The following is a 24485-nucleotide window of genomic DNA, read 5'->3' as shown; positions in this document are numbered from 1 at the left end:
TAAATTGAACCTGCTGGTTCAATCCCATGTCCCCTTCGGGAGAAGACGATGACCGCCCCCCTGGAAGACAAGCTTGATTCGGCCTTACGACGGATGATCGGCGTGATCCTCATCGGCGGGATCATGGGGATCCTCGACGGCTCCATGGCAGCCGTCGCCGTGGACACCCTCGCCGAGCGGTTCGACGCCTCCATCAGCGCCACCGGCTGGGTGTCGACCGGTTATCTGCTGGCGCTGACCGTCACCATCCCGGTGACCGCCTGGGCGGTGGAGCGGGTCGGCGGCAAACGACTGTGGCTCTTCGGGCTGGCGCTGTTCATGGTCGGCTCCATCGCCTCAGGACTGGCGTGGGACCTCGGAAGCCTCATCTCCTTCCGCGTCGTCCAGGGCGTCGGCGCGGGCATCCTCGACCCGCTGATGCTCACCCTGCTGGCCCGCGCCGCCGGCCCCTCCCGGATCGGCCGCGTGATGGGTGTGATGGGGATCGTGGGCTCGACCGGACCCGTCCTCGGACCGATCGTCGGCGGCTTCATCCTGCAGGGCCTCGACTGGCGCTGGATGTTCTTCGTCAACGTCCCGATCGTGATCGTCGCCTTCGTCCTGGCCCGGCGCACCCTGCCGGCCGACCCGCCCGGCACACCGGGCACGGGCGTCCGTCTCGACGTCCTCGGAGTCGCGCTCATCGGCCCGGGCGTCGCCGTCGGCGTGCTGGCCCTCTCCGAGGTGGCCCTGCGGGGCACGTTCACCACCTGGCAGGTACTACTCCCGCTGGCCGCCGCCGTCCTCCTGCTCGCCGGCTACGCCGTGCACGCACTGCGGGCCCGCGAGACCCCTCCCCTGATCGACCTGCGGCTCTTCACCCGCCGGAGCTTCACCGCGAGCGTCGTCGCCGCCGCCGTCCTGGGCCTCGCCACGTTCGCGAGCATCTTCGTGATCCCCCTCTACTACCAGCAGGTGCGCGGATACGGCGTGCTCGACGCCGGCCTGCGACTCGCGCCGTTCGGACTGGGATCCGCGCTGGTGATGCCGCTCGCGGGGCGGCTGTCCGATCGCTGGGGTTCGCGCAACCTGGCCCTGACGGGAGCGGCGATCGCCCTCTTCAGCGCCTTCGCGTTCAGCAGGTTCGACGCGCAGACCGGACTGCTGTGGCCGCTGCTCGCCGCGTTCACGCTCGGCATCGGCACGGGCTCGGCCGGGGCGCCGGTCATCGGGTCCGTCTACCGGACCCTGCCCCCGCAGCTGGTGCCGCAGGGCAGCTCGGTCCTGTACATGCTCAACCAACTCGGCGCCTCCATCGGCATCGCCGTGGTGGCGCTGCTGATGCAGAACGCCGGCGCCGACGATCCGCTCTCGGGTTTCCGCCACGCGTACGTGGCGGTGGTGGTGGCCCTGGCCGTCATGATCGTCGCCAGTCTGTTCATCCCCGGCAGGGCGACCGCTGTCGCGGCACCGGAGGCCACGGCCGAGGAGCACGACGCGAGTGTCGCGGCCGCCCGTGTCGGTCACGAGGAGAACGTCAGGTGAGGGCCGGGGCACTCACCCGGAGCACCCCGCGCAGCAGCTGCCACGGCTGGAGGTGGTGAGAGAAGATGGCTCTGTCCGAGCGATGGATGGACATCCTGCAGGCACCCGAACGAGAGCGGCTGACCGTGGCGGAGGTCTGTCGACGCAACGGGATCTCCCGCAAGACCTTCTACGTCTACCTGACCCGCTACCGCGTGGAGGGACCGGCCGGCCTCGTACCCAGGTCCAGCCGTCCGAAGACCTCTCCGGGCCGCACGGCGTGCGAGATCGAGGCACTGGTCGTCTCGATCCGTGACGCACATCCGCGATGGGGCGCCCGGCGGATCCACAACGAACTGGTCCGGCAGGGGACGGCGCACGTGCCCGCCGTCTCGACCGTGCATGCGATCCTCCGCCGGCGGGGGCTGCTTCCCGCGGCCGCCGCGGGCGGCTCCGGCTCCGCGGGCGCGGCGGCCTGAACTGTCCCCGGGCGACGGAGGCCCTACGGGAAACGGGGGCGGGCGGCGACCGGAGATCCGGTCGCCGCCCGCCCCCGTGCCACGCGCCGCACCCCACCCGCACGTGCCGGCGGGCGGGGTGCGGCGCGCGACCGCTACCAGGCGACGGGGAGCCGGGAGACTCCGAAGACCAGGGCGTCGTCGCGGTACTCCACCGACTCGAAGTCACCAGCAAGGCGGAGCGCGGGGAAGCGCCGCAGCAGCGCCGGAAGCGCGATCTGCAGTTCCAGCCTGGCCAGTTGCTGGCCGATGCACTGGTGTGCCCCGTATCCGAACGCCAGGTGCGCGACCGGTTTGCGCAGCACATCAAGGCGGTCAGGCCCCTCGGGGACCAGGTCGGCGCCGTGGTTGGCGGCCAGCGTCGAGATGACGACGCGCTCACCTGCCGAGATGGTCTCGCCGCCCAGCTTCAGGTCGGTGGAGGCCTGACGCACCAGCGGAGGTGCCACCGACAGAAGCCGCAGCAGTTCCTCCACGGCGCTCGCGGCGGCTGATTCGTCGTCCCGGACGATCGCGAACTGCCCGGCGTCGCGCAGCAGCGCCAGGGTACTCAGCCCGATCATGCTCGACACGGTCTCGTGCCCGGCCACCAGGACGCTGTTGCCCATACCGATCAACTCGTCGTCGCTGAGGGCGTCGCCGTGCCGGCGGATCAGGTCGCCCAGAATGTCGTCGCCCGGATCCCGGCGCTGCCGGGTGATCAGTTCGCCCATGTAGGTGGCCATCGCCGCGAAGTTCTCCAGCTGTTCCTCCAGGGTGTTCCCCACATCCGTACCGGTGGCGCTGCGGCGCTGGATGTCGTCCCGGTCCTCCAGGGGAATGCCGAGCAACTCACAGATGACGAGCAGCGGCAGAGGGCCCGCGAAGGTCTCCACGAGATCGGCGCCGGGGCCCGCCTCCTCGACGGCGTCCAGTCGTTCCTCGACCAGGCGCCGTATCGCCGGAGCCAGGGACCGGATCCGCTTCACGGTGAACGCGCCGGTGAGCATCCGACGGTAGTGGGCGTGCTCCTCCCCGTCGTAGTTCAGCAGGATGCCCGGTTGGTTCATCACCGTGCGCGGTCCGGACCCGTCGAAGGCGAACCCTGCCTCGAATCGCTGGTCGGCGAGGACCTGGCGCGCCTCGTCCGCCCGCGTCACGAGCACGGCGTCGAACTGGCCCAGTTGGGGGTTGGGGACCGGCAGGCGGTGCAGTTCCGGAACCTCCCGCAGTGCTTCGAGCCGTGGCTCCGGGCGGAAGGGGCAGGTCGCGGGGCGACGGTTGTGCGGCATCGGGACGGCGTCCGTCACAGGAGGTCTCCTTCGGTCGGGAGTTCAGCGGGGCTGGTGTGGTGCGAAAGGGCGGATGGAGCGCCGACGGCGGGTTCGTCCGACCGTGCGGCGGCGGTGAGCAGGGCCTTGGCGGTACGTGTGCGGCGCGCGCTGTTCCAGCCGATCACGCCCACGAGGCGACCTCCGGACTCGACGTGGGCGACGAACGCACCCCCGCCCGGGGAGCCCTCGACGATGCGCACCGAGGAGTGACCGGGCACGGTGCCGTACACCTGGAGTCGCACCTGGTACTGGTCGGACCAGAAGTAGGGCACCGGACGGTAGTGGGCGTCGGCTCCGAGGATGTCGCCCGCCACGAACACTCCCTGTTCGGTGGCGTTCGTGCGGTTCTCCAGGCGCGTGCCGCGGCCGGCGGATCCCTGGGCGCCGAACCGGGCGACGTCGCCCACGGCGTACACGTCCGCCGCGGCCCGGCATCGGTGGTCGCAGACCACGCCGTCGTCGAGACCGAGCCCGCTGCCGGCCAGCCAGTCCGTGGCCGGTCGGCCCCCCACCGCGACGACCACCACGTCGGCGGGCACAGACGACCCCGCGCCGGTACGCACTCCGACGACCCGGCCTTGCTCCTGGATCAGGCCCCTGACCGGGGTCGAGGTCCGCACGCTGACACCGTGGTCCCGATGGAGCCGGCCCAGAGCACCACCGATCTCGGGGCCGAGGAGATGTTCCATGGGATGTGCCGCCGGATCGAGGACGGTCACCTCGCGTCCGAGGCCGCGCGCCGTCGCAGCGATCTCGCATCCCAGAACACCCGCGCCGACCACCACGACCCGCCGCGCGGCGAGCAGGTCCGCACGTAACTTCGCCGCCTCCTCCAGGGTCCGCAGGGTGTGCACACCCGAGAGGCCGGTCTGTCCGGGAAGCCGGCGGGCGCTCAGGCCGGTCGCCACGACGAGCTTGCGGTAGCCCAGTTCGCCGCCGCCACGCAGGCCGACCCGGTGTCCCGCCACGTCCAGCGAGAGGGCCGGCCGGCCCAGCAGCAGATCGAGTTCCAGCTCGTCGAGTTCGGCCCGGCCGCGCAGTCGGGTGCGGTCCGGTGACCACCGCCCGTCCAGGACCTGTTTGGACAGCGGAGGCCGGTCGTAGGGCAGTTCCCTCTCCGCTCCCACCAGGGCGATGGACCCGGTGAATCCGCGTCGCCTCAGTCCTTCCGCCACAGCGAGCCCGCCGGCCGAGGCCCCGACGATCAGGACGTCGGCGGTGGTCACGGCACCACCCTGTCCACATGGATCGCTGCCGCCGGGCACAGCAGTGCCGCTTCGCGCAGGGTGTCCTGAGCGTGTGCGGGCGGCCGGGGGTCGAGGAGGACGACGACTCCGTCGTCCTCGCGCTGGTCGAACACCTCCGGGGCGGCCACCACGCACTGCCCGGCGCCCACGCAGCGGTCCTGCTCGACCCTGACCGCCAGGGTGGGGCCGTCGGGTGCCGGGCTCATCGCAGCTCCTCGATGACCTTCGCGAAGGCCTCCATCTCCGGCTCCAGCACGCTGAAGTAGCTGATTCCGTACTTTCGCCTGCGCTCCAGGAGCAGGTCGGCACACTGCCGGGGCGAGCCGAACAGGAGGGAGGGAAGCTGGGCCAGCTCCCCTGCGTCCAGATCGAGCCGGTTCTGCCACACGTCGGTGACGTCGTCGCCGGAGGGCGGTGACGCCTGCACGCGATGGATGGGGATGTTGAGCTCCACGTCTCGCGCGCGATCGCCGAGCAGTGTGTGGACCTCCTCGATGCGCCGGGTGATCTCGGCGAGGTCGCCCAGCTTCAGCCCCTGACCGTCATCGACGGGTGCGGTGCCCGTGAAGCCGATGATGTCGGCGTGCTCGGCCGCGAGCCGCAGGACTCGTGGGCCCCGGCCGGCGATCATCAGAGGCGGGCCCCCGGGCTGGGCCTGCGGTGGCGAGCTCTGGCGCGAACCCAGGACCTTCTTGAGCTCCTTGACAGTTCTCTCCAGTTTGTCCACCCGTTCGCGCGCGCTGATCCAGGGGATGCCCGCCGCGTCGAACTGTGCCTTGTCGTAGCCGGCGCCCAGTCCTATCTCGACGCGGCCGCCGGCGTGGTGGTCGACGGTGGCGATGTCCCTGGCCAGGACGGTGGGGTTGTAGAAGGAGGTGTTGAGGACCAGTGTGCCGATGCGGATCCGTTCGGTGGCTTCGGCGACGAGGGCGAGCGTGGCCATGGGCGCGGGCATGCCGAGATGGTCGGAGACGGACACGACGTCGTATCCCAGGCTCTCCGCCCGGCGGACCTTCGCCACCCATTCCGCACGGGTGGCGGGGGTGAACACGCAGAGGCCGAACCTCAGCGGCCGGTCGTACGGGCTGGTCACAGGTGAACCCTTCACTAGGATTTCGGTGGTTCCTCGGACTGTCCGGCGCCAGGGATCAGCGCTGGTAGGGGCGCAGGGCGCGGGCGTCGCGGAGGGCCTCGGCCCACCAGACGAGCCGGCTCAGCAGGGCCTTCGCCGCCAGTTCGCTCTCCTCCGCGTCGCGCGGGTCGTCCCCGTCGAACCTGTTCCACGCCTGGTGGAAGATCAGTGACTCCCGCAGCGGCACCGCATGGAGTTCGGTGAAAACGTGACGCAGGTGGGAGACGGCCCACAGACCGCCGCTCATCCCGCCGTAGGAGGCGAATCCGACGGGCTTGGCCGCCCACTCGTCGAAGATCCAGTCGATGGCGTTCTTCAGCGCCGCCGGGATGGTGTTGTTGTACTCGGGGGTGACGACGATGAATGCGTCGGCCCTGCCCAGCCGCTCGGCCAGTGCGTCCCGCAGCCGGGCCGTCCCCTCGTCGGTGGGCCGGCCCGGTGTGGCCAGTTCGAGCGGGAGGGGGTAGTCGATGAGGTCGATCAGGTCCACGACGACGTCGTCACGCTGTGCGGCTTGGGCGGCCACCCATCGGGCGATGGTGGGACCGAAACGGCCGCTGCGGATACTGCCGATCACCACGGCGACGTTCAGCGGCCCGGTGACCGTCCGGTCGGTTACCTGCGGAATTCCGCTCACGACAGGTTCGTCCTTTCTTCGGTGTGGCGGCGGGCCCCGGACAGGGCGACCCCCAGGCCGGCCGCGCCGGCCAGGGCGATCGCCAGGAGTGCGGGACGGCCCGGATGGTGGGTGAGGAGTGTGGCCACGAGCGGCAGCATCAGGACGCCGCCGAGCTGGACACCGCTCTGGTACAGGGGAACGGCAGCCCCGCGGATGTCGGGTCCCAGGTGTTGAGTGGCCTGGAGGTTCAGCGGGGCGAACGAGAGGACGAACGCCGCGCCGACCAGCAGGAGCGAGGGCAGCAGCCCGGTGACGTACCGCTGCGGTGCGGGGTGCCACAGGAGCAGCAGCTGACCGGCCAGAGCGAGGGCGGCTCCGGCGGCGATGGGCCGCCGGGTCCCGAATCGGGCGGTCAGCTGCCCGGCGAAGGGAACCGAGACGGCGAGCGGGAGACAGGCGGGGAGCAGTGCCGACGCCGTCTGCCAGGGAGGCCAGTCGAAGCGCTCGGCCGTGTGGAACGTGATCAGCAGGAGCAGGCCCGCGTAGGTGCCGTTGAGGAGGGCCGCGCCCAGGGTGGAGCGCATGAGTGAGGCGTTACGGAACAGGGCTGTCGTGAAGCGGGGCGGAGTGAGGCGTTCGGTGCGTGGGATCTCGTGCAGTCCCCAGACGAGCAGGGCCAGCGCCACCGGGGCGGGGAAGAGAAAGGTCCAGCGCCAGCTGATTCCCGTCAGGGTCCCCGAGAGGAGGAGGCCGAGGGTGAAGCCGGCCGCTCCGAAGAGCGAGTAGACGGAGACGGCCCGGCGCAGGGCCGGCCCGTCGGGGAAGGTCGCGGCGATCAGTGCCAGACCGGCCGGCGCGGTCAGCGCCGCGCAGGCGCCCTTGACGACCCGGGCGGCGACGAGGAGTTCCGTCGACCCGGTCGTTCCCCCCACCACGGACGCCGCGGCGAAGACCAGCATGGCGGCGAGGTAACAGCGCCGCAGGCCCCATCGGGCCGTGATGCGCGGACCGGTGAGGAGGGTGAGCGCGAAGCCGAGGGCGAAGCCCGTCATCAGCCACTGCACCGACCAGATCGAGAGATCCAGGTCGGTCGCGAGCGTGGGCAGGGCGACGAGCACGACGGAGACTTCGAGCGCGTCGAGCACCATGTTGCCCGAGAGCACGAGCAGGAGCCGCCAGCTGCCACCGGCCACGGGCGCCGGGCCCTTGGCGGTGACGGCCGGCTCACTCACCGCCGGGTACCTCGGCCGGTCCTGTCCCGCCCGGGACAGGGCCGGCTGCGGCCGCCCGCTCGGCGAGCAGACGCGGCAGGTGCTCGCTGACCAGCTCGATGTTCCGTACGACCAGGTCGTCCGGCATGCCCGCGATACTCGCCCAGAAGATCAGGTGCTTCACCGGCAGTCCCTGGGTGCGCTCTTCGATGCGCGCGGCAGCCTCCTGCGGAGTGAGGATCTCCAGCGTCGCCCATCCTCCGTCGGTTCCCTTGTCTGGGAAGTCATCGGCGGTCAGCAGCCGCGGCCTGGGGTGGTCGGTGCCCTCGACCGACCCCTGCCGGTAGGTGTTCATCTGGTGGGCGAGATGCGGGGCGATGCGCGGCCATGCCGCCTCGGGGTCGTCGGCCAGGATCACGGGCAACAGGTCCGACACCCTTGCGAGGGCCGGGTCGTGACCTCCCTCGATCAAGCCCTCCCGGTAGGGCGCGAACATCTCCCGGGAGATGTGCAGCAGACCGATGCCCAGCCTGCCCGCCAGGCGTGCGCCGCGCGGGCCGTAGAACCCGCCCCACAAGGGGACAGGGGTCTGGATCGGTGCGGGGGTGACCCCGCCCTCCTCCCACAGCCGCCGCACCTCTCGGACGCGTTGCTCGACCTGGGTGAAGCGCCGGCCGAAATCCGCCCCGTAGAGGTCGTACTCGGGGCGCCGGTAACCGGCTCCGAAACCGATCTCGAGGCGTCCGCCGCTGATCAGGTCGACGACAGCGGCGTCCTCGGCGAGGTCGGCGGGCGTGTGGAGGTTGGGCAGCACCACGGCGGTGCCGATGCGTGCGCGCCGGGTCCGGGCAGCGGCCGCCGCCGCGAACGTGAGGGGCCGCGGCAGGTATCCGTCCTCGAAGAGGTGGTGCTCGGTGAACCAGAGCCCGCCCGCGCCCCGCCGGTCGGCCTCCTCGCAGTACTCGAGTGAGCGCGCGTAGTGGTCTGCCCAAGGCCGGTGCCATGCCTGGGGATTGCGCAGGTCGAAGAGAAGTCCGACGTCCATCCTCACATCTCCGTTCGTCGTAAGGGGTGCACCCTGTGAGTCGTCAGGGCGAAGGGGCAGGGGACCCTGGGCAGCCGCACCGCCTGCAGGGGCGCCTGGACAGCCGCACGGCCGGCGGGTCAGCCCAGCAGCGTCCCGCCGCTGGCGTCGATGAACGCGCCGGTGACCCAACGGGCGTCGTCCGAGACGAGGAAAGCCACCACGTCGGCGACGTCCGCGGCCTTTCCGACCCGCTTGAACGCTGAGAACTGCGCCATCTGCTCCACCGCCTCGGGGATGTCGAACAGTGCACTGCCGTTGTCGGTGATCCCGGGGGCCACACTGTTGACCGTGATCCCCCGGGGCGCCAGATGCCGTGCGAAGTGGAGAGCGATCTGCTCGAGCGCCCCCTTGGTCATCGCGTAGGCGACCTGATCGGGACTGGCGAAGCGGGTGAGACCGGAGGAGACGTTGACGATCCGGCCGCCTTCACGCAGCAACGGCAGTGCCCGCTGCACGATGAAGAACGGAGCCTTGGTGTTCACCGAGAAGAGCCGGTCGAACTCCTCCGGCGTCACGTCCTCGGGCACCACTCCGGCAGGGGTGGTGACCCCCGCGTTGTTGACCACGATGTCCAGGCCGGTCTCCCCCGTACGGTCCTTGAGGCCTTGCTCCAGACCGAGGAACAGCTCGTGCACGTCTCCGGCGACACCCAGTTCGGCCCGCACGGCGAAGGCGCGGCCCCCGTCGCCCTCGATCAGCTCGACGGTCTGCCTGGCGGCGTCCTCGTCGTTCGCGTAGTGCACGGCGACCAGCGCGCCGTCGCCGGCCAGCCGCCGTGCGACGGCACGCCCGATGCCTCGGCTCGAACCGGTCACCAGAGCGGTCTTGTCCGTGAGCCTGCCCATGTCCGTACTCCTGTCGTCGGTGTCGCGCGGGGAAGGGGGCGTCGCCGTTGTCGGCGGCGCCGTGGGACGCGGGTCGGCGGCCGCCTCGCGGGGCCACCGCAGTCCGCTGATGCCCCGGGCCAGGTGACGGCGGACCGCGCCCAGGCCGAGGAGTTCACTGAAGAGCTCCCGCAGGGGCTCGACCTCCGCACCGCCCAGGAGCAGGTACGACTGGGCCCGGATGTCGGTCAGGGTGCGCGCCCCGACCGCTCGGCGCGTCCGGTCGTATCCGGGGAGCGGGTCGGGGTGGGCCGGAGTGCCGGGACCGGTGGACGGAGCGAGACGCGCGGCGAGCCGGCCGCCCAGATCAGCGGCGTCCTGCAGCCCGAGGTTCAGCGCCTGTCCGCCCACCGGCATCTGCACGTGGGCGGCGTCGCCCGCCAGGAACACCCGGCCGCGTCGGTAACGGTCCGCCTGGCGGCTGGTGTCGTCGAAGGCGTTGAGCCACACCGGCGTGCCATGACCGATGTCCTGGCCCGTGACCTCGGTCCAGGCGGCGGTGACCTCCGTGAAGAGCGGCGGTCCGGTACGCACCGGCGCTGCGGTGCCGAAGACGTGGACCATGATCCGGGTGCTGCCGTCGGGCCAGCGGTGGGCCGTGGCCAGACCTCGCGGATGGCGTTCGAAGCGCCGGTCCTCGACGTCGAGGCCCACCACGTCGGCCCTGAGCATCTCGCGCCCGGCCCGGGTGCCGGGGAATCCGAACGAGCCCAGGCGGCGCACCGTGCTCCGGTCACCGTCGCAGCCCACGACGTAGGCCGCGGCGAACCGCTGCGTACCGGCTGCTCCGACGGCTTCGACGCGCACCTGTGGGCCCCGGTCGTGCAGCGTGACCAGCCGGGTGCCCCGGTGGACGCGGGCACCCAGTTCCCCGGCACGCTCCTGGAGCACCGCTTCGAGCCGGGTCTGCGGGCACTTCCACTGCCCGGCGTAGGGGTGGGCGGGGTCGGCTGCCCGGAGGTCGAGCCGCAGACCTCCGAAGTGGCCGGGCCCTCCGTCGGGCAGTGGGCCCAGCCGTTCCAGGATGCCCCGCCGGGCGAGGAGTTCCATGGTGCGGGCGTGGAGGGTGGAGGCCCGCGACTCGGTCATCGGTGCGGCGCGCTGCTCGATCACGTCGGTGGGGACGCCGTGCGCGGCGAGGTCCCCGGCGAGCAGGAGCCCGACCGGGCCAGCGCCCACGATCACCACTCCGTCGCCGGGCGTCCCTGCGGGCCGGTCGCCCGCTGCGACGGCAGGCATCACTCAGCGCCGCTCTTCCGCGAACCGCTTCGCGTGCCCCAGCGTGGCCCGGCTGTTCGCCCCGAGCGCGTCCCGCAGGAACTTCCTGGCCTCGGGGACGCCGGCGTCCGCCCCGAGCACCGCGGTGATGTTCTCGGCGGCGATCACCACGGTGTGCTGCGAGCTCGCCGTGACGGTGCCGTCGTCCCCGGTGTGGAAGTCCCACCGTCCGGTGTGCAGGGACATCAAGGCCGGCAATGTCGTCTGCTTGTAGACGATCCGGTGGTGCGGGAAGCACACCCGCACCGACTCCGTGGTGTGCGTGGAGCCGTCCACGGCCTTGGTGTCCATACGCAGGGTCTGAAGCCCCGGGGTGTCCTCGGTGAGCGTGACCTCGCTGACGTGCGGGAGGCGCTCCTTCCACCGGTCGGCCTCGTTGACGAAGTCGTACAGGTCCTTCGCCGACCCCTGGACCTCGACGGAGTCGACGAACGACAGGGTCAGCTCCTCGTTCCTGGTCGCCTGTTCGAGGCCGTTCTTGACGCCGGGGAGTTCCTGGCTGCTGTTACGGTCCACCGCCTGGTCGATCCACTCCAACGACTGCGGATCGTCGTCAACGGCCCGGTAGGTGTGGAGCAGGCGCAACCGCGATTCCCGCTCGCCGAGCGGCTCGACGATCCAGGTGCCGCTCATCTCCGCCACGGGTGGAGCGGACACCTCCTGGGAGAAGGTGATCCGCAGTCCCCGGGGGTCGAGGTCGCGCCGGGAGGTCCAGTTCTTCGCCTCACCGTTGGCGGTGGCCCATATCCGGATGCGCTCCCGGTCTCCCTCCTGCTCCAGATACTCGACGTACACCGAGGGCGGGAACAGCCTGGGCCAGTTCTCCACCTCGGCCAGCAGCCGGTAGACCTCGGCGGCCGGAGCCTGCACGGTGATCCCGTGCTCGACCTCACGGACGGTCATGATGAACTCCTTCGCGGCGGATGCGCACGCATTGCGCCGGCCGGGCGCGATCGACGCGCGGGGACTGATGACGGCGACGTGGACGGGGCGGTTCAGAAGTTGCCGAGGCCGCCGCAGACGTTCAGGGCCTGCGCGGTGATCGAGGCCGCGGGGTCGGAGGCCAGGTAGCCCACAAGGCCGGCGACCTCCTGCGGCGTCGAGTACCGTCCGAGGGGGATCTTCGACTGGAACTTCTCCAGGATGGCGTCCTCGGAGGTGTCGTAGGCCGCCGCGTACCCTTGGCGCACCCTCTGGGCCATCGGCGTCTCGACGTAGCCCGGGCACACGGCGTTGACCGTGATTCCGGTGGGAGCCAGTTCGTTGCCCAGGGCTTTGGTGAATCCGACCACCCCGTGTTTGGACGCCGAGTACGGGGCGCCGAGCACCACGCCCTGCTTTCCGGCTGTCGAGGCGATGTTGATGATCCGGCCGCGGTCCTTGGTCCGCATGCCTCCGGCGGTCAGCACCTCGCGGGTCACCAGGAAGACGCTGGTGAGATTGGTCGCGATGACGTCCTCCCAGAGGTCGTCCGCGATCTCGGCGGTCACCCCGCCGCCACTGCGCCCGGCGTTGTTGACCAGTACGTCGATGGGGCCGAAGCGGGCCACCGCGGCCCGGACGACCTCGGCGACGTCCTCCTTGGAACGCACGTCGCCCGTGGTGCCGTCGACGTCCAGTCCGTCGTCCTGAAGCGACTTGACCGTCTCGGCCACCGCCCGCTGATCGCGGGCGCACAGGAACACCCGGTGCCCCTGCTCGGCCAGCAGCCGGGCGGCGGCGAGTCCGATACCGCTCGTCGCACCGGTGACCAGGGCGACCCTGGCCGTGCTCACGGTGTTCTGCGTCATGGCGTGTCCTTCCCTTCAGGCGGCTTGAGCGGCCGCGAGGTGCACGTTGACCAGGGCGATCAGCTGGCGCGGGGTCCGGGCCTCGGCCAGCGCCTCCTCGTCCAGGGCTATGGCGTACTCCCGCTCGATCCGTCCGGCGGTCTCCAGGAGGGCGAGCGACTCATACCCGAGGGAGTCGAAGTCGGTGTCGAGGATGTCGCCGCCCAGGTCGACGTCCTCGTCGGTGCCCGCGGCTTCGAGGAGTACTGTCCTCAGCTCGCTCACGGTGAATTCGGTGGCTGCCATGTCAGGCCTTTCCTCGCAGGGATGAGGCGTCGGCGGCGCGTACGACCATCGCGGAGTTGAATCCGCCGTGGCCACGGGCCAGTACGAGGGCGGTGCGCAGCACCGCCGGCCTCGGCGCCCCGGTCACGAGGTCGATCTCGTAGGAGGGCGAGAGGACCGAATGGGTCGTCGGCGGGATGACGCCGTCGCGTATGGAGAGCAGCGCGGCGGCCAGGTCGAGCGGGGCGGCGCCTGAGTACAGCCGGCCCGTCGTCGTCTTCGGGGCGGTCACCGCGACGCCCCGCACTCCGAAGACCTTGGTGATCGCCTCCGCCTCGGACCGGTCGAGGTCCGGCACGGCCGCCGCGTCGGCGAACACCACGTCGATGTCGTCGGGGGCGACTCCGGCGTCGCCCAGCGCGAGCTCGATCGCGTGCTGCAGGGTCGGGCCGCGGTCGCTGCCGGGGCGCGGGTCGATCGTGGACGCGTGGCCCGCGATCTCGCCGTAGACCTGTGGCGCTCCTCGCTCGCGGGTGTGCTCTGCACTCTCCAGGACGAGCAGTGCGCCGCCCTCACCGGGTACGTGCCCTGCCGCCCGGTCGTCGAACGGCAGATAGGCGCTGTCCGGGTCGTCACCCGCGCTCAGCCGGCCACTGGTCAGCTGGGCCACCCAGCCCCACGGGCAGATCGAGGCGTCGACGGCTCCGGAGACCACCACCGGCGTGCCCTTACGGATCTGACGGCGCGCCTGCGCCACCGCGTCGAGGCCGCCGGCCTGGTCGCTGACCACGACGCTGCTGGGCCCGCGCAGACCGCTGCGGATCGAGATCTGGCCGCTGTTCACCGCGTAGAACCAGGCGAACGACTGGTAGGCGCTGACGTACTGGCCCCCCTTGCTCCACAGGGCCCGCAACTCGTTCTGGCCGAACTCGAACCCGCCGGAGTGGCTGGCGGTGATGACGCCCACGTCGTAGTCGGGAAGCTCCGAGGGGACGATGCCCGCATCGGCGAACGCCCGGTCCGCGCTCACCAGGGCGAGCCGCGTCATCCGGTCGGTCTGCGGAAGCAGCCGGCCGGGCAGGTGCTCCTCCGCTTCGAAGCCGTGTATCTCGCCCGCCAGTTGTGATGCGTAGGGCGAGGGATCGAAGCGGGTGACCCTGCCGATCGCGCTGCGTCCCGCAAGCGTGGCCGACCAGTACTCCTCGATCCCCATCCCCGTCGGCGCGGCGATACCGAGGCCGGTCACGAGTGTCCGCGCGGTCATCGGCGCTCCCGATCACTCCGGGCGAGCACGATGGCGCTCTGGAACCCGCCGAAGCCGCTGCCGACCGAGAGGACGGCGTCCGTGAGCTGGTCGCGTGCCGTCAACGGGACGTAGTCGAGATCGCATTCGGGGTCGGGGGTGTGCAGATTCGCGGTCGGGGGCACGACGTCGTGGACCATCGCGAGGACCGAGGCGGCCACCTCGATGGATCCGATGGCCCCCAGCGAGTGCCCCACCATCGACTTGATGGAGCTGACGGGCGTGCGGTACGCGTGCGCTCCCAGGCTGCGTTTGAAGGCGGCTGTCTCGTGCCGGTCGTTCTGTTTGGTGCCGGAGCCGTGGGCATTGATGTAGTCGATCTGTTCCGGGTTCATCCTGGCTTCGGCGAGCGCCACCCCGATGGCCTCGGCCATTTCCCGCCCGTCCGGGCGCAGGCCCGTCATGTGGAAGGCGTTGGACCGGGTGGCGAACCCGGCGACCTCGGCGTAGATGCGCGCACCTCGGGCCCGCGCCCCCTGGAGTTCCTCCAGCACGAACACGGCCGATCCCTCGCCCAGGACGAATCCGTTGCGGCTCGCGTCGAACGGGCGCGAAGCGTGTTCGGGGTCGTCGTTGCGGGGAGTCGTCGCCTTGATCGCGTCGAAGCAGGCCACGGTGATGGGAGAGATCGGGGCGTCCGTCGCGCCCGCGACCATCACGTCGACGGTGCCCTCACGGATCAGGTCGGCGGCGTATCCGATCGCGTCGAGACCGGAGGTGCATCCGGTGGAGACGACGGTGGCCGGTCCTTCGGCTCCCACCGCCCAGGCGACCTCGGTCGCGAAGGAGCTGGGCACCATGAAGTTGTAGAGATGCGAGACGGCGTAGGCGCTGTCCACCAGTTCCAGCCGGCCGCTGTCGCTGACGGTCCGGTACTCCTGGTCCAGGCCCATCGTCGCGCCGACGGCGCTTCCGACAGTCACCCCCGTGCGGCGCGGGTCCAGGTTCGCGAAGTCCAGGCCGCTGTCCGTGACCGCTTCGCGTGCCGTGTGCACGGCGAACAGCGCGGCCCGGTCCATCCGCCGGATCTCCTGCGGAGTGAAGCCGGCGCGTTCGGCATCGAAGTCCACCTCCGCTGCCACCTGTGAGCGGAACGGCGAGGCGTCGAAGAGGGAGATGCGCCCGGTGGCCGTCCTGCCGTCGGTCAGCAGATCCCAGAACTCCTTGACGCCCTGGCCTCCCGGTGCGGTCACACCCACACCGGTGATCACGACGCGTCGCTCTCGGTCCTCCTCCATCATGCCCTCCATTCGTAGAAGCGGTCGGCCATGGCGTCCGCCGGCGAACGCCAGGTCGCGGGGTCATAGGCCTGGATGAACGGCTTGAGGTCCTCGCTGATGCCGACGAAGCGGGGGTCGGCCTTCGCGTCCTCGATACGGTGCGCCCCGTCGTCCTGGGTGAAGTCCTGCAGGTGGAAGTACAGGCCCCGGTAGGCGAAGAGCTGGCGGCGGCGGGTGCCCATCCGGCCGGGCATGTCGGTGGTGTCGAAGGCTTCGAAGAGCTCGGCGACCTTCTCGGCTGAGGTGGGTGCCATCCGGGCGACGATCAGTGTGCTGTGCATGCTTCTCCTTCTCGGTCCTGGTGGGTGCCGGTGTTCAGCGGGCCGGACCGAACCAGCGGCCCAGTGCTGTCGGCAGGTCGTGCAGACTTCCCGGGGCGGCCCAGGCGACGTGCCCGTCGGGTCGCACCAGTGCCGCCGAGGTCCCGGCGTGCGGGCCCTCGCCGTCGGTCCGCAGGACGCGGGCGGTGACGACGTCGACACGGTCGGTCCACGGGTCCGCCCGGTGGCGGAGCGTCGCGTTGTCACTCAGGTCGAGCAGGATGCCCCGGCCCGAGCGCAGCAGCGCGGTGGACGTAATGCGCTGCCCCTGTCTCAGCAGGGACAGTTCCGGAAGCCGCGCGCCCAGCAGCGGGTTGGTTCCGCCGCCGACGTCGTAGCGGATGTCCAGGCCACTGACCCTGGCCGCGAAATGACGTGCCACCTGTGAGTGTTCCAGGAGCTCACCGAGCACCTCCCGCACCGGGGCGACTTCCTCGCCGCCGAGGATGAGGAGGCTCTGCGCGCGGGTGTCGGACAGCAGCTTGCGCCCGACCGGGTGCCGCTCGTCGTGGTAGGTGTCCAGCAGCGTGTCAGGAGCCGTGCCCCGTACCACCGCCCCGAGTTTCCAGCCGAGGTTGACGGAGTCCTGGACGGAGGTGTTCATCCCCTGCCCACCTGCCGGGAGGTGGACGTGCGCGGCGTCACCGGCGAGGAGTATCCGGCCGCGACGGTAACGGGCCGCCTGGCGGGCGGTGTCGGTGAAGGCGCTGACCCACACCGGCTCGGCGGTGGAGATGTCGGTGTCGGTCAGACGCTTGTAGACGTCGGCGACCTCGCTGAAGTCCGGTGGCCCGGTGCGCCGGACCGGGGGTGCTCCCCGCTCGGCGGCGATGATGCGGGTGGTTCCGCCGGGCAGCGGTGCCACCATCACCAGGCCTCCCGCGGAGGGATCGGCGGTCATCTTCGGTTCGAGGTCGATCCCGCGGATGTCGGCCAGGAGCAACTCGGTGGTCGCGGGGGTGCCGGGGAAGTCGAAGCCGGCGAGCCGCCGGACGGTGCTGCGGCCCCCGTCGCAGCCGACGACGTACCGGGCTCGCAGCGCCCGTTCGGCGCCGCGGACAGTCACACTCACCCCGCGCTCGTCCTCCGTGAGTCCCGTGACCTCGTGGTCGCGCAGGATGTCCGCGCCCAGCTCCCGGGCCCAGCCCTCCAGGACGGCCTCGGTCTGTGACTGGGGAACGGTGCGAGCTGCCTCGTGGGGGGCGCCGAGGACTGTGAGGTCCACCGGCAGGCCACCGAAATGCCCGGCCGGACCGGTCTGGATCTCACCGAAGCGGGACAGCAGTCCGCGCTGGTCAAGGATCTCCGCCGTACGGATGGTGAACCCGATCCCCCGGGACTGGCCGGTCCGCTCTCTGAGGCGGTCGAGCACGATGACGTCGGCGCCGGCCAGGCGCAGTTCTCCGGCCAGCACCAGCCCGGCGGGTCCGGCGCCGACGACGATGACGGATGCGTCCATGCGAATCTCCGCTCAGAGGTAGACCGTGTTGGGCTCCAGGCCGCACAGCGACCTGCCGTATAGCTCGACGTTGACGCCGGGCGTGATCATCGCGTGCAGGGATGCGGCGTGGACGTCGCGCTGGATCCGGGTGATCGGTACGTCCTGGTGGATCGAGGAGCCGCCGCTCGCCGAGGCGATGATGTCGACGGCCTTCTTGCACTGCTGGGCGATCCAGCCGATCTGCACGCGGGAGTTCACCCGCTCGTCCTGGGTCCACGGCTCGTCCCGCTCTATCTTGCGATCCAGCAGGTCGGCGAACCTGTGCGCACGGTTCTCGGCGTCCTCGATGAGCAGGGCGGCCTCGCCGACCTGCAGATGGGTGAGCGGCGCCTCCCGCTGGCTGGGGTAGTCGGTGTAGGTAAGCGGACGTCCCGGAAGCCGCTCCAGGAAGCTCGACAGCGCGTACCGGGCGGCGCCCAGGAGCTGGCCGATCTGGATCGCCGTCGTGGTGACGAGGACCGGCACGCGGTATGCGGGCTTGGCGCTGTTGGCGTGTGACTTCGAGAGGTTCTGGTAGAAGTCGGCGCCGGTGATCACCCGGTGCTGGGGGACGAAGACGTTCTCCGCGACGGTCGTGACGCTGCCGGAACCGCTCAGGCCGATGGTGTGCCAGTCGTCCTCGATCCGCAGATCCGAGACGGGGACGAGGCAGAAGAGGGGCACGGGCGGCTCGGACTCACCCTCCGGTATGGCGACGTTTATCTTCCACTGGCTGTGCAGCACACCACTGTTGAAGCGCCAACTCCCGTTGAGGAGGTAGCCCCCGTCGGTGCGGGTGGCCCTGCCTGTCGCCGCGGTGGTGCCGCTGACCCGTACATGGGGGTCGGCGAAGACCTCGTCGAGTGCCTCGTCCGGCCACATGCCGGTCATCCAGGTGAGCGAGGCGTAGACGGAGAGGCAGAAGGCGGCCGAACTGTTGCCCCGGCCTATCTCGGAGAGCACGTCGATGAACGTGCGTGCGTCCGACTCGTAGCCCCCGTACTGGACGGGGATCTGCATCTTCAGCAGGCCCGACTCCTCGATCGCCTCGATGACGTCCGGGGGGAGCCGGCGGTGTTCGTCGATCCACAGGGAGCGGGAGCGCAGCAGCGGAATCAGTTTGCCTGCGGTGGCCACGAGTTCGTCGTGGGTCGGTGGTGCGGTGGGCGGCATCGGTACCTCCGGCGGTGGCTGCCTTCGATCACAGGCGCGGGACTGCGGGACATGAGAGCGCGCCTGCTACTCGCTCTCGAGGTTGGCGGCGATGCGGGCGAGCACGTCGTTGGTGGCGAGGAACTCGGCTTCGGACACGCCGGCCAGCGAATGCGCGGCGTGGGCGTTCACGAGTTTCTCGGCACGCTCATGCGCGGAAGCTCCGGATTCGGTGAGCGAGATGGCCGGGCCTGTCGACGTGACCCACCCACGCGCAATGAGATTCTCGACGACCGGTCGATAGGAGGTCTCCCTGTCCACGGCGAGAAAGGGAGCGAAAGCGTCGTCTATTTCCTCGACGGTACGAACGCCTATTTCGATGGCATGGAGGACCTGCCACTGACGCCTGTTCAATTCTTCTCCTGCCAGCGCCCGGGCGGTCGCTTCATCGAACAACCGGTGCAGGTGAAGGAGCCAGTAGCCAAGCCTTTTCGTGGTGTTCTTCTGGAGCATGGAAAACCTGCCTCGGAAGGGAGGGGAAGTGGGTGCGGAGGTCACGCGGGGCGGCCGGAGGGGTCAGCGGCCGCCGCCGAGGGCTTCCGGACGAGCCCCTCGTGATGAGGCAGGACCCAGTACAACGAGAGCTCGACCCGTGAGAAGAGCCACCGGCCGTCCTCCCGCACGTAGGTGTCGGCGAACTTGCCGGCCACCATGGCGCTCTCCTCGTCGAAGACGACCCGCTCCTCGAAGAAGCTCACCCCGGTGGCGCCGTCCCCGAGAACCTCCACTTCATGGCCGTGCACGAACTGCTTGACGAGGAGCTGGGACTCGGGCTTGTCCTGCTGGATCAGTCCGGGCAGCCCGGTGAAGTAGGCATGGATCGCGTCCCGCCCCGTCGCCTGGCCCAGGTGCGCGTAGTCCAGGTGTGCGGTGGTGGAGAACAGCTCGGCGATCCTGTCCCAGTGGCCCTCGTTGAGGCGGCGCGGGAGCTCGGCGCGCAGTCGGTTGAGCTCGTGGACGTCCTCGAGCACGCGCACCCGTTCGGCGAGCGCCTTGGTGAGGTCCGCGAGATCGATGTCTTCCGGCATGAATGGAGAATCCCTTCCATTTCACTGGATCGGATTGTGCGGACTATTGTCCGGCCATCAGACATTCGCAGCTCCACGGTGCGGGATTCAAGAGAGGGATGGGGACTCTACGGGCCGACCACAGGGTCTCCCCGTAGTCGGCCCGTGGTCGGTGCCGAAAAAATACGCCGCCCGCCCGGCGAGGGCGAACGGCGTATGTCAGGAATGTTTTCTCATTGTGGCGGCGACATGGATCCGAGCACCTTGTGAAGGTCCCGGCGGCCCGCGATGCGCAGCTTTCTGTAGACGCTCGAAAGATGGAATTCGACCGTACGGACGGCCAGGAACAGAGTGTCCGCGATCTGGCGGTTGCTGTAACCCGCCTGGGCCAGCTGGCCGATGCGCAGCTCCTGGCTGGTGAGCGTGGGACCGTCCTGCCGTTCGAGTGCCGCCTCGAGCCGGGCCGGCCACAGTCCGTTGCGGCTCTCACGGGCCACCTCTGCGGCCTCCTCCAGCCGCCCGCGTGCCGCGGACCGGTCCGCGCCTTCGGTCTGCAGGGTGGCGAGGTCGTGCAGTGCGTGGACCAACTCGGCCCGGGCGTGCGCCAGATCGAGCAGCTCGACGGCCTCTTCCAGCAGCGGTACCGAGGTGTCGTCCCTGCGGGCGACCGCGACGGCGTGCAGGGCGAGGCCGACGCCGCGTGGGGAACCCCAGGTCCGCGCCGCGGTCAGTTCGTCCTCGGCGAGAGCGAGCGCGAGGTCGCCGCGTCGGGTGGCGAGTGCCGCGAACGTGGCTCGCGAACGCCACGGTATGACGGCGGGGTTGGCGACACCACGGGCGGTGAGCGCGCGACCGCAGAGCATCAGATCGTCGAGTGCGTGCTGGAAGTGCCCGGTCGCCGTGTGGAGGGCGCCTCGTGCGGCCAGGATGTGCGGCAGATCGGGGATGCCGGGGTCCAGTCGGCCTGCCAGGTCGTGCCGCAGCAGCACGGCGTGTCCCTGGTCCAGGTCGCCTGCCAGGATCCGCGCCTCGACCAGCCAGGCGACCGCCAGCCCGGTGAGGGAGCCGGGAAGCCCGTACGCGAGGGCTTCCCCGAGGAGAACCGCCGCCTTGACGCCGTCGCCGGCGAGCAGACTGACCCGTGCCCGCATCAGCGTCAGAAGCTCCTGATGGCGGGGGCCCTTGGTCCACCTCGGGTCACGGGCGAGCCGACGGCACTGCTCGTGCGCCGAGACGATGTCTCCGGTGTAGATCATCGTCAGGACGGCCAGCCACATGCAGTAGGCGTGCCCCCGGCGCTCCTTGACGTCGAGGATCTCCTCTATCTGCTCGTGGACCTGCGCACGGCGGACCCCGAGGTTGGCCAGTTCGAGACTGTGCAGGGAGACGCAGACCTCATCGGGCGGGACGCGTTCGTCGCCCCACGCCTCGGAGCGTCCGGGGATGTGGACGGGCGACCCCTCCCGTAAGGGCCCTCCCGCTCCGCCCCCCGGCACTCCGGCCCGATGCGCCGTGGTGAGGCGTCTGCTCGGCGACATGATTCCGGCGATCTGGGGTGCCTTCGTCATCATCTCCCCCTCGTTCGTGGGTTCCCGGTGATCTGCGGTCGGACCTTGCACGTGTCCTGCCATCGACGGAACTGCGCCGGCACAGGCCGAGAGGTACCCGCAGGGCGCGGGCGGCGCTGGTCGAATGCCTGCGGACATGCGGCTGGGCGGGCGAAGCGGTGGTGAGCCCGCCGAGCGCCCGGGTGTCGGCCCGGACGGCACTGTCCGGACTGCTGGACCGATCCGGCCCCGGCGGTTGCCCGGGCGGGTGACCGCACCCTGCCCGGGACTCCGGCCGACACGGGCCTCGAATCAGATTCGAACGTACACGGTGAACATTGCGGCAGTGTCAAATGAATGTGGTGCGCGGACAGCCTTCTTCCAGTCATGGAGGGCGCTACTCGACGCCGGGCCACGGGGGTGGCTGTCATGGCGTTTCCGCAAGTACGGGAGATCTCACCTCACCATCGGCCGCGAGGTTCGGACGGCGGCAGAGGCCTCTGGACCGACGGGATTCCTACGGCGAAACGTGCCCATCGTCACATCACTGTGAAGAAACCGAGGGTGGGACATCGACGCCCGCAAGTCCCACCCCCAATTGCGTTCGGAGACAATGGTTCCACTTATTCGGAGAGAGGTGACAGTAATTCGGAGAGAGGGGTGACAGATTACCGAGAAGGACTACCGCACGGTCCGCCGCGGAGCCGGTCCTGTTCGGATACTCCGGTGACGTTTTCGTGACAGGCTGAGCCCCCCCACCGCCCTAGAGCGGACCGGTCCCCCCGGCGACGAGCCCCGCCACAGGAGCGACGTACCGCTTGCTGATCAGCCAGCGGCCGTCCTCCTGCTCGAAGTCGTCCTCGACCAGGCCCACCACGGTCCAGTCGGCAGGGCGGTGGCGCCCGTCGAGGGTCCGGGTGGCGCTCCAGTGCCAGACCGTGGCGTAAGCCTGCAGGTGAGGCTTCCCCTCGTTCCAGTCGATCAACGTCTGCCCCAGCACGTGCGCCACCGTGGGCTCACGCTTCCACGGCGGGCTCGCGGACATGAACGCGGTGAACTCGTCCCGCCCGTTGAACCTCTGGACCGGTCCCGGCATCACGTCGTACTCGATCAGGGCATCCTTCGTGAAGCACTCGTCGAGCTGCTCGTACCTGTTGGTGTCGACCAGCCGGAAGAACTTGTAGAAGGTCCGGTAGATCTCCCGTTCCGCCGCGATCACAGTAAGGAGATCGTCATTCTGGGAAGCCACGTCGTTCCTTTCGAGAGGAAGGGGCGAGAAGATGCCGCCCATGATGACACGATGCCCAGCGTGACCCACCACGCGACAACTCCGGTCTCACACAACGCGTTTGTCCCGCATATCGAAACAAGCCATTGACTGCTCTCATGGAAAGTCGGTAGCGTACGCCGCCGTTGGGCTCTGCTGCGGCGATCGCATCGTCGAGGGCAGACCTCTGTCCAATCGAACATTCCAGCAGCCAGGGGGAGGAAAGCCGACATGCTCGCGTCCCTTTCCCCCGTCCTCGCCGAGGCGCCCCCCGGGATCCTCGTGCTGTTCTCGCGCCGTCATATCGACCTCCGGCGGGTCAGTAGCGCGGCGTGTCCCGCTACCGGTCCGGCGTCACCCGCCCTCTGCTGAACCCGCGCCGCCGAGCGCCGGGCCCCACCGCATCAACCGCCTCCGCACGGCCGGTCACACTGTCCGGCTGTACTCGCGTCACCGCTGCCGGCCCCGGTCCTGTGCGACCGGTCCGGTGACGGTGCGGTCAGGCGCGTCCGCGTCGTTCGCCGCGGACGACGAACGGCCCCCTCCCTCTCCGCAGTCATGCCCTCACCGCAGGAGTCGCCCCCGTGAAGCCGGACCGCCTGAAATCAGCCAGGCCCTTCACCGTCCTCGCCTCGACCCTCCCGCTCGCCCTGGCGCTCAGCGCGTGCGGCGGCGAGACGTCCCCGAGCCCCCGAGCGGACGCCGGCCCCCCCGCATCCGGCGGACACCTCAACTTCGCCGTGGCCACGGACGCGGGCTGCCTCGATCCGCAGCAGGTCGGAAGCAGCGACACCCTCTACGCGCTGCGCCAGACCGTCGACTCCCTCACCGATCAGGACCCTGACTCAGGACGCATCGTTCCCTGGCTCGCCGAGCGCTGGGAGGTCGGTGACGACGCGAAGAGCTTCACCTTCCGGCTGCGCACCGGCGCCACGTTCAGCGACGGGGCGCCCGTCGACGCCGCCGCGGTCAAGAAGAGCTTCGACGCGGTCCCCGGCCTCGGAGGGCTCGCGATCCTCGCCCAGGGGTACCTCGCCGGTTACAAGGGGACCGAGGTCGTCGACCCGCTCACCGCGAAGATCACCTTCGAGCGGCCCAACGCCCAGTTCCTGCAGGCGACATCGACTGCCGCGCTCGCACCCGTGTCCCCCGCGGACGCCGGACGCACCCCGCGTCAGCGCTGCGCGGACGGCGTCCACGGCTCAGGCCCCTTCGTGGTGTCCGGCCACGAGCCCAACCGGTCCCTGACGCTCAAGAAGCGCACGGGGTACGCGTGGGGGTCCACGATCTGGAAGAAGAAGGGTGAGGCCTACCTCGACACCGTCACCTTCGACGTGGTCGCCGAGCCGGGGGTACGCGCCGGGAGCCTCGGCTCGGGACAGGTCGATGTGACTGGCGGAGTCCGCCGCCAGGACGAGCCGGTCCTGAAGCAGGCGGGTGCCGCCGTCGAACGGCGGGCCAACCCCGGCGTCGTGTTCAACCTCGGCTTCAACAACGGGCGTCCGCTGACCCGGGACGTCCGTGTGCGCCGGGCCGCCCAGATCGCCGTCAACCGCGAGGAGATCGTCGAGGCGGTCTTCCCCCGGGGCACCCGTCCCGCGTCGAGCATCCTGTCCCGCACCACCCCCGGTCACGTGGACCTGTCCAAGGACCTGTCCTTCGACCCGGCCCGGGCGAAGTCCCTCCTGGACGAGGCCGGATGGGTCGAGGGATCCGGTGGTGTCCGGACCAAGGACGGCACCGAACTGAGCCTGACCGTGGTGTCCTTCAGCAGCGCGGGCGCGCACCGCACCGCACTCGAACTGGTCCAGCAGCAACTGGGGGACGTCGGCATCCGCATCAAGATCAAGGAACTCCAGGTCAGCCAGTTCCCGCAGACGATCACCGCAGGGGACTACGACGCCTTCTGGGGCGGTGACCTGACCCGTGCCGACCCCGACGGACTGCGCACCCTGTACTCCACCCGCCTGGTCAACTCCTACCGGCTGCCCGCCGGCGAGCTCGACACCGTGCTCGACCAGCAGGCCGCTACCCTCGACACCTCCGCGCGCGACGCTCTCGTCGAGCGCGCCCAGCGCCTCGTCGTGGGCCAGGCCTACGCCGTTCCGCTCGTCGACTTGGAGGCCGCGGTCGGGGTCTCCTCCCGGGTCCACGGTCTGCGCCTGGGAGCCTCCAGCGGCATCCAGCTCCACGACACGTGGAAGGGCTGACGTTCCGCACGGA

Annotated in this window: 23 protein-coding genes and 1 pseudogene; 4 read left to right on the top strand and 20 right to left on the bottom strand. The window is 70.3% G+C overall.

Annotation, left to right across the window (positions count from 1 at the left end):
- Window positions 1-48 precede the first annotated feature (48 nt).
- Both ABZY45_RS14300 and ABZY45_RS14295 read left to right on the top strand, forming a co-directional pair.
- Window positions 49-1524: an MDR family MFS transporter gene (locus ABZY45_RS14300; protein ID WP_356739650.1), complete on the top strand. Its 1476-nt coding sequence runs from the start codon at window positions 49-51 to the stop codon at window positions 1522-1524.
- A 65-nt stretch (window positions 1525-1589) separates the two neighbouring features.
- A pseudogene (locus ABZY45_RS14295) lies at window positions 1590-1922 on the top strand (helix-turn-helix domain-containing protein); the annotation flags it as partial.
- A gap of 194 nt (window positions 1923-2116) precedes the next feature.
- Here the strand turns inward: ABZY45_RS14295 and ABZY45_RS14290 are convergent.
- The 20 genes from ABZY45_RS14290 to ABZY45_RS14195 form a co-directional block, all read right to left on the bottom strand.
- Window positions 2117-3310 (bottom strand): cytochrome P450, encoded by a 1194-nt coding sequence (locus ABZY45_RS14290; RefSeq protein WP_356739648.1) that lies wholly within the window; start codon window positions 3308-3310, stop codon window positions 2117-2119.
- Window positions 3307-4560, bottom strand: a complete 1254-nt coding sequence (locus ABZY45_RS14285) for an FAD-dependent oxidoreductase (RefSeq protein WP_356739646.1) — start codon at window positions 4558-4560, stop codon at window positions 3307-3309. Before ABZY45_RS14285 ends, ABZY45_RS14290 begins: the two co-directional genes overlap by 4 nt.
- Window positions 4557-4760 carry a ferredoxin gene (locus ABZY45_RS14280; RefSeq protein WP_356739697.1) on the bottom strand — a complete coding sequence of 68 codons (204 nt, stop codon included), beginning with the start codon at window positions 4758-4760 and terminating at the stop codon, window positions 4557-4559. The genes ABZY45_RS14285 and ABZY45_RS14280 overlap by 4 nt, the downstream gene beginning before the upstream one ends.
- Before the next feature lie 23 nt (window positions 4761-4783).
- Complete coding sequence (locus ABZY45_RS14275; protein ID WP_356739644.1) at window positions 4784-5674, bottom strand: TIGR03621 family F420-dependent LLM class oxidoreductase; 891 nt, start codon at window positions 5672-5674, stop codon at window positions 4784-4786.
- A 55-nt stretch (window positions 5675-5729) separates the two neighbouring features.
- The gene (locus ABZY45_RS14270) at window positions 5730-6350 is read right to left on the bottom strand and encodes an NAD(P)H-dependent oxidoreductase (RefSeq protein ID WP_356739642.1); all 621 of its coding nucleotides are present in this window, start codon (window positions 6348-6350) and stop codon (window positions 5730-5732) included.
- Window positions 6347-7564 carry an MFS transporter gene (locus tag ABZY45_RS14265; protein WP_356739640.1) on the bottom strand — a complete coding sequence of 406 codons (1218 nt, stop codon included), beginning with the start codon at window positions 7562-7564 and terminating at the stop codon, window positions 6347-6349. Before ABZY45_RS14265 ends, ABZY45_RS14270 begins: the two co-directional genes overlap by 4 nt.
- Window positions 7557-8588 (bottom strand): LLM class flavin-dependent oxidoreductase, encoded by a 1032-nt coding sequence (locus ABZY45_RS14260; RefSeq protein WP_356739638.1) that lies wholly within the window; start codon window positions 8586-8588, stop codon window positions 7557-7559. The genes ABZY45_RS14265 and ABZY45_RS14260 overlap by 8 nt, the downstream gene beginning before the upstream one ends.
- Window positions 8589-8707: 119 nt before the next feature.
- Entirely contained in the window at window positions 8708-10753 is a 2046-nt protein-coding gene (locus ABZY45_RS14255) for an SDR family oxidoreductase (protein WP_356739636.1), read from the bottom strand.
- A gap of 3 nt (window positions 10754-10756) precedes the next feature.
- On the bottom strand, window positions 10757-11695 hold the full coding sequence (locus ABZY45_RS14250; protein WP_356739634.1) for an aromatase/cyclase: 939 nt from the start codon (window positions 11693-11695) through the stop codon (window positions 10757-10759).
- A gap of 92 nt (window positions 11696-11787) precedes the next feature.
- Entirely contained in the window at window positions 11788-12582 is a 795-nt protein-coding gene (fabG, locus tag ABZY45_RS14245; RefSeq protein WP_356739632.1) for a 3-oxoacyl-ACP reductase FabG, read from the bottom strand.
- Window positions 12583-12597: 15 nt separating this feature from the next.
- Window positions 12598-12867, bottom strand: a complete 270-nt coding sequence (locus tag ABZY45_RS14240; protein ID WP_356739630.1) for an acyl carrier protein — start codon at window positions 12865-12867, stop codon at window positions 12598-12600.
- Between the two features lies 1 nt (window position 12868).
- Window positions 12869-14110, bottom strand: a complete 1242-nt coding sequence (locus tag ABZY45_RS14235; protein WP_356739628.1) for a ketosynthase chain-length factor — start codon at window positions 14108-14110, stop codon at window positions 12869-12871.
- Entirely contained in the window at window positions 14107-15387 is a 1281-nt protein-coding gene (locus ABZY45_RS14230; RefSeq protein WP_356739626.1) for a beta-ketoacyl-[acyl-carrier-protein] synthase family protein, read from the bottom strand. The genes ABZY45_RS14235 and ABZY45_RS14230 overlap by 4 nt, the downstream gene beginning before the upstream one ends.
- A complete protein-coding gene (locus tag ABZY45_RS14225; RefSeq protein ID WP_356739624.1) occupies window positions 15387-15710 on the bottom strand; it encodes a TcmI family type II polyketide cyclase in 324 nt (107 codons plus the stop codon). Before ABZY45_RS14225 ends, ABZY45_RS14230 begins: the two co-directional genes overlap by 1 nt.
- Before the next feature lie 34 nt (window positions 15711-15744).
- Window positions 15745-17208, bottom strand: coding sequence for an FAD-dependent monooxygenase (locus ABZY45_RS14220; protein ID WP_356739622.1), 1464 nt, complete (start codon window positions 17206-17208; stop codon window positions 15745-15747).
- A gap of 12 nt (window positions 17209-17220) precedes the next feature.
- Window positions 17221-18402: an acyl-CoA dehydrogenase family protein gene (locus ABZY45_RS14215; protein WP_356739620.1), complete on the bottom strand. Its 1182-nt coding sequence runs from the start codon at window positions 18400-18402 to the stop codon at window positions 17221-17223.
- Window positions 18403-18468: 66 nt separating this feature from the next.
- Complete coding sequence (locus ABZY45_RS14210; protein ID WP_356739618.1) at window positions 18469-18894, bottom strand: hypothetical protein; 426 nt, start codon at window positions 18892-18894, stop codon at window positions 18469-18471.
- A gap of 41 nt (window positions 18895-18935) precedes the next feature.
- Entirely contained in the window at window positions 18936-19469 is a 534-nt protein-coding gene (locus tag ABZY45_RS14205) for a nuclear transport factor 2 family protein (protein ID WP_356739616.1), read from the bottom strand.
- Window positions 19470-19681: 212 nt separating this feature from the next.
- A complete protein-coding gene (locus ABZY45_RS14200; protein WP_356739614.1) occupies window positions 19682-21016 on the bottom strand; it encodes a LuxR C-terminal-related transcriptional regulator in 1335 nt (444 codons plus the stop codon).
- Window positions 21017-21758: 742 nt separating this feature from the next.
- Window positions 21759-22244, bottom strand: coding sequence for a nuclear transport factor 2 family protein (locus ABZY45_RS14195; RefSeq protein WP_356739612.1), 486 nt, complete (start codon window positions 22242-22244; stop codon window positions 21759-21761).
- Window positions 22245-22493: 249 nt separating this feature from the next.
- Here ABZY45_RS14195 and ABZY45_RS14190 point away from each other — a divergent pair, with 249 nt between their 5' ends.
- A complete protein-coding gene (locus ABZY45_RS14190) occupies window positions 22494-22634 on the top strand; it encodes a putative leader peptide (RefSeq protein ID WP_356739610.1) in 141 nt (46 codons plus the stop codon).
- Window positions 22635-22846: 212 nt separating this feature from the next.
- Window positions 22847-24472, top strand: a complete 1626-nt coding sequence (locus tag ABZY45_RS14185) for an ABC transporter substrate-binding protein (protein WP_356739608.1) — start codon at window positions 22847-22849, stop codon at window positions 24470-24472.
- The last annotated feature ends 13 nt before the right edge of the window (window positions 24473-24485 follow it).

The sequence above is a fragment of the Streptomyces sp. NPDC006516 genome (genome assembly GCF_040611875.1).
GTDB lineage: Bacteria > Actinomycetota > Actinomycetes > Streptomycetales > Streptomycetaceae > Streptomyces.
The sequence above is the reverse complement of the archived record's forward strand: the minus strand, read 5'-3'. Positions and strand labels throughout refer to the sequence as shown.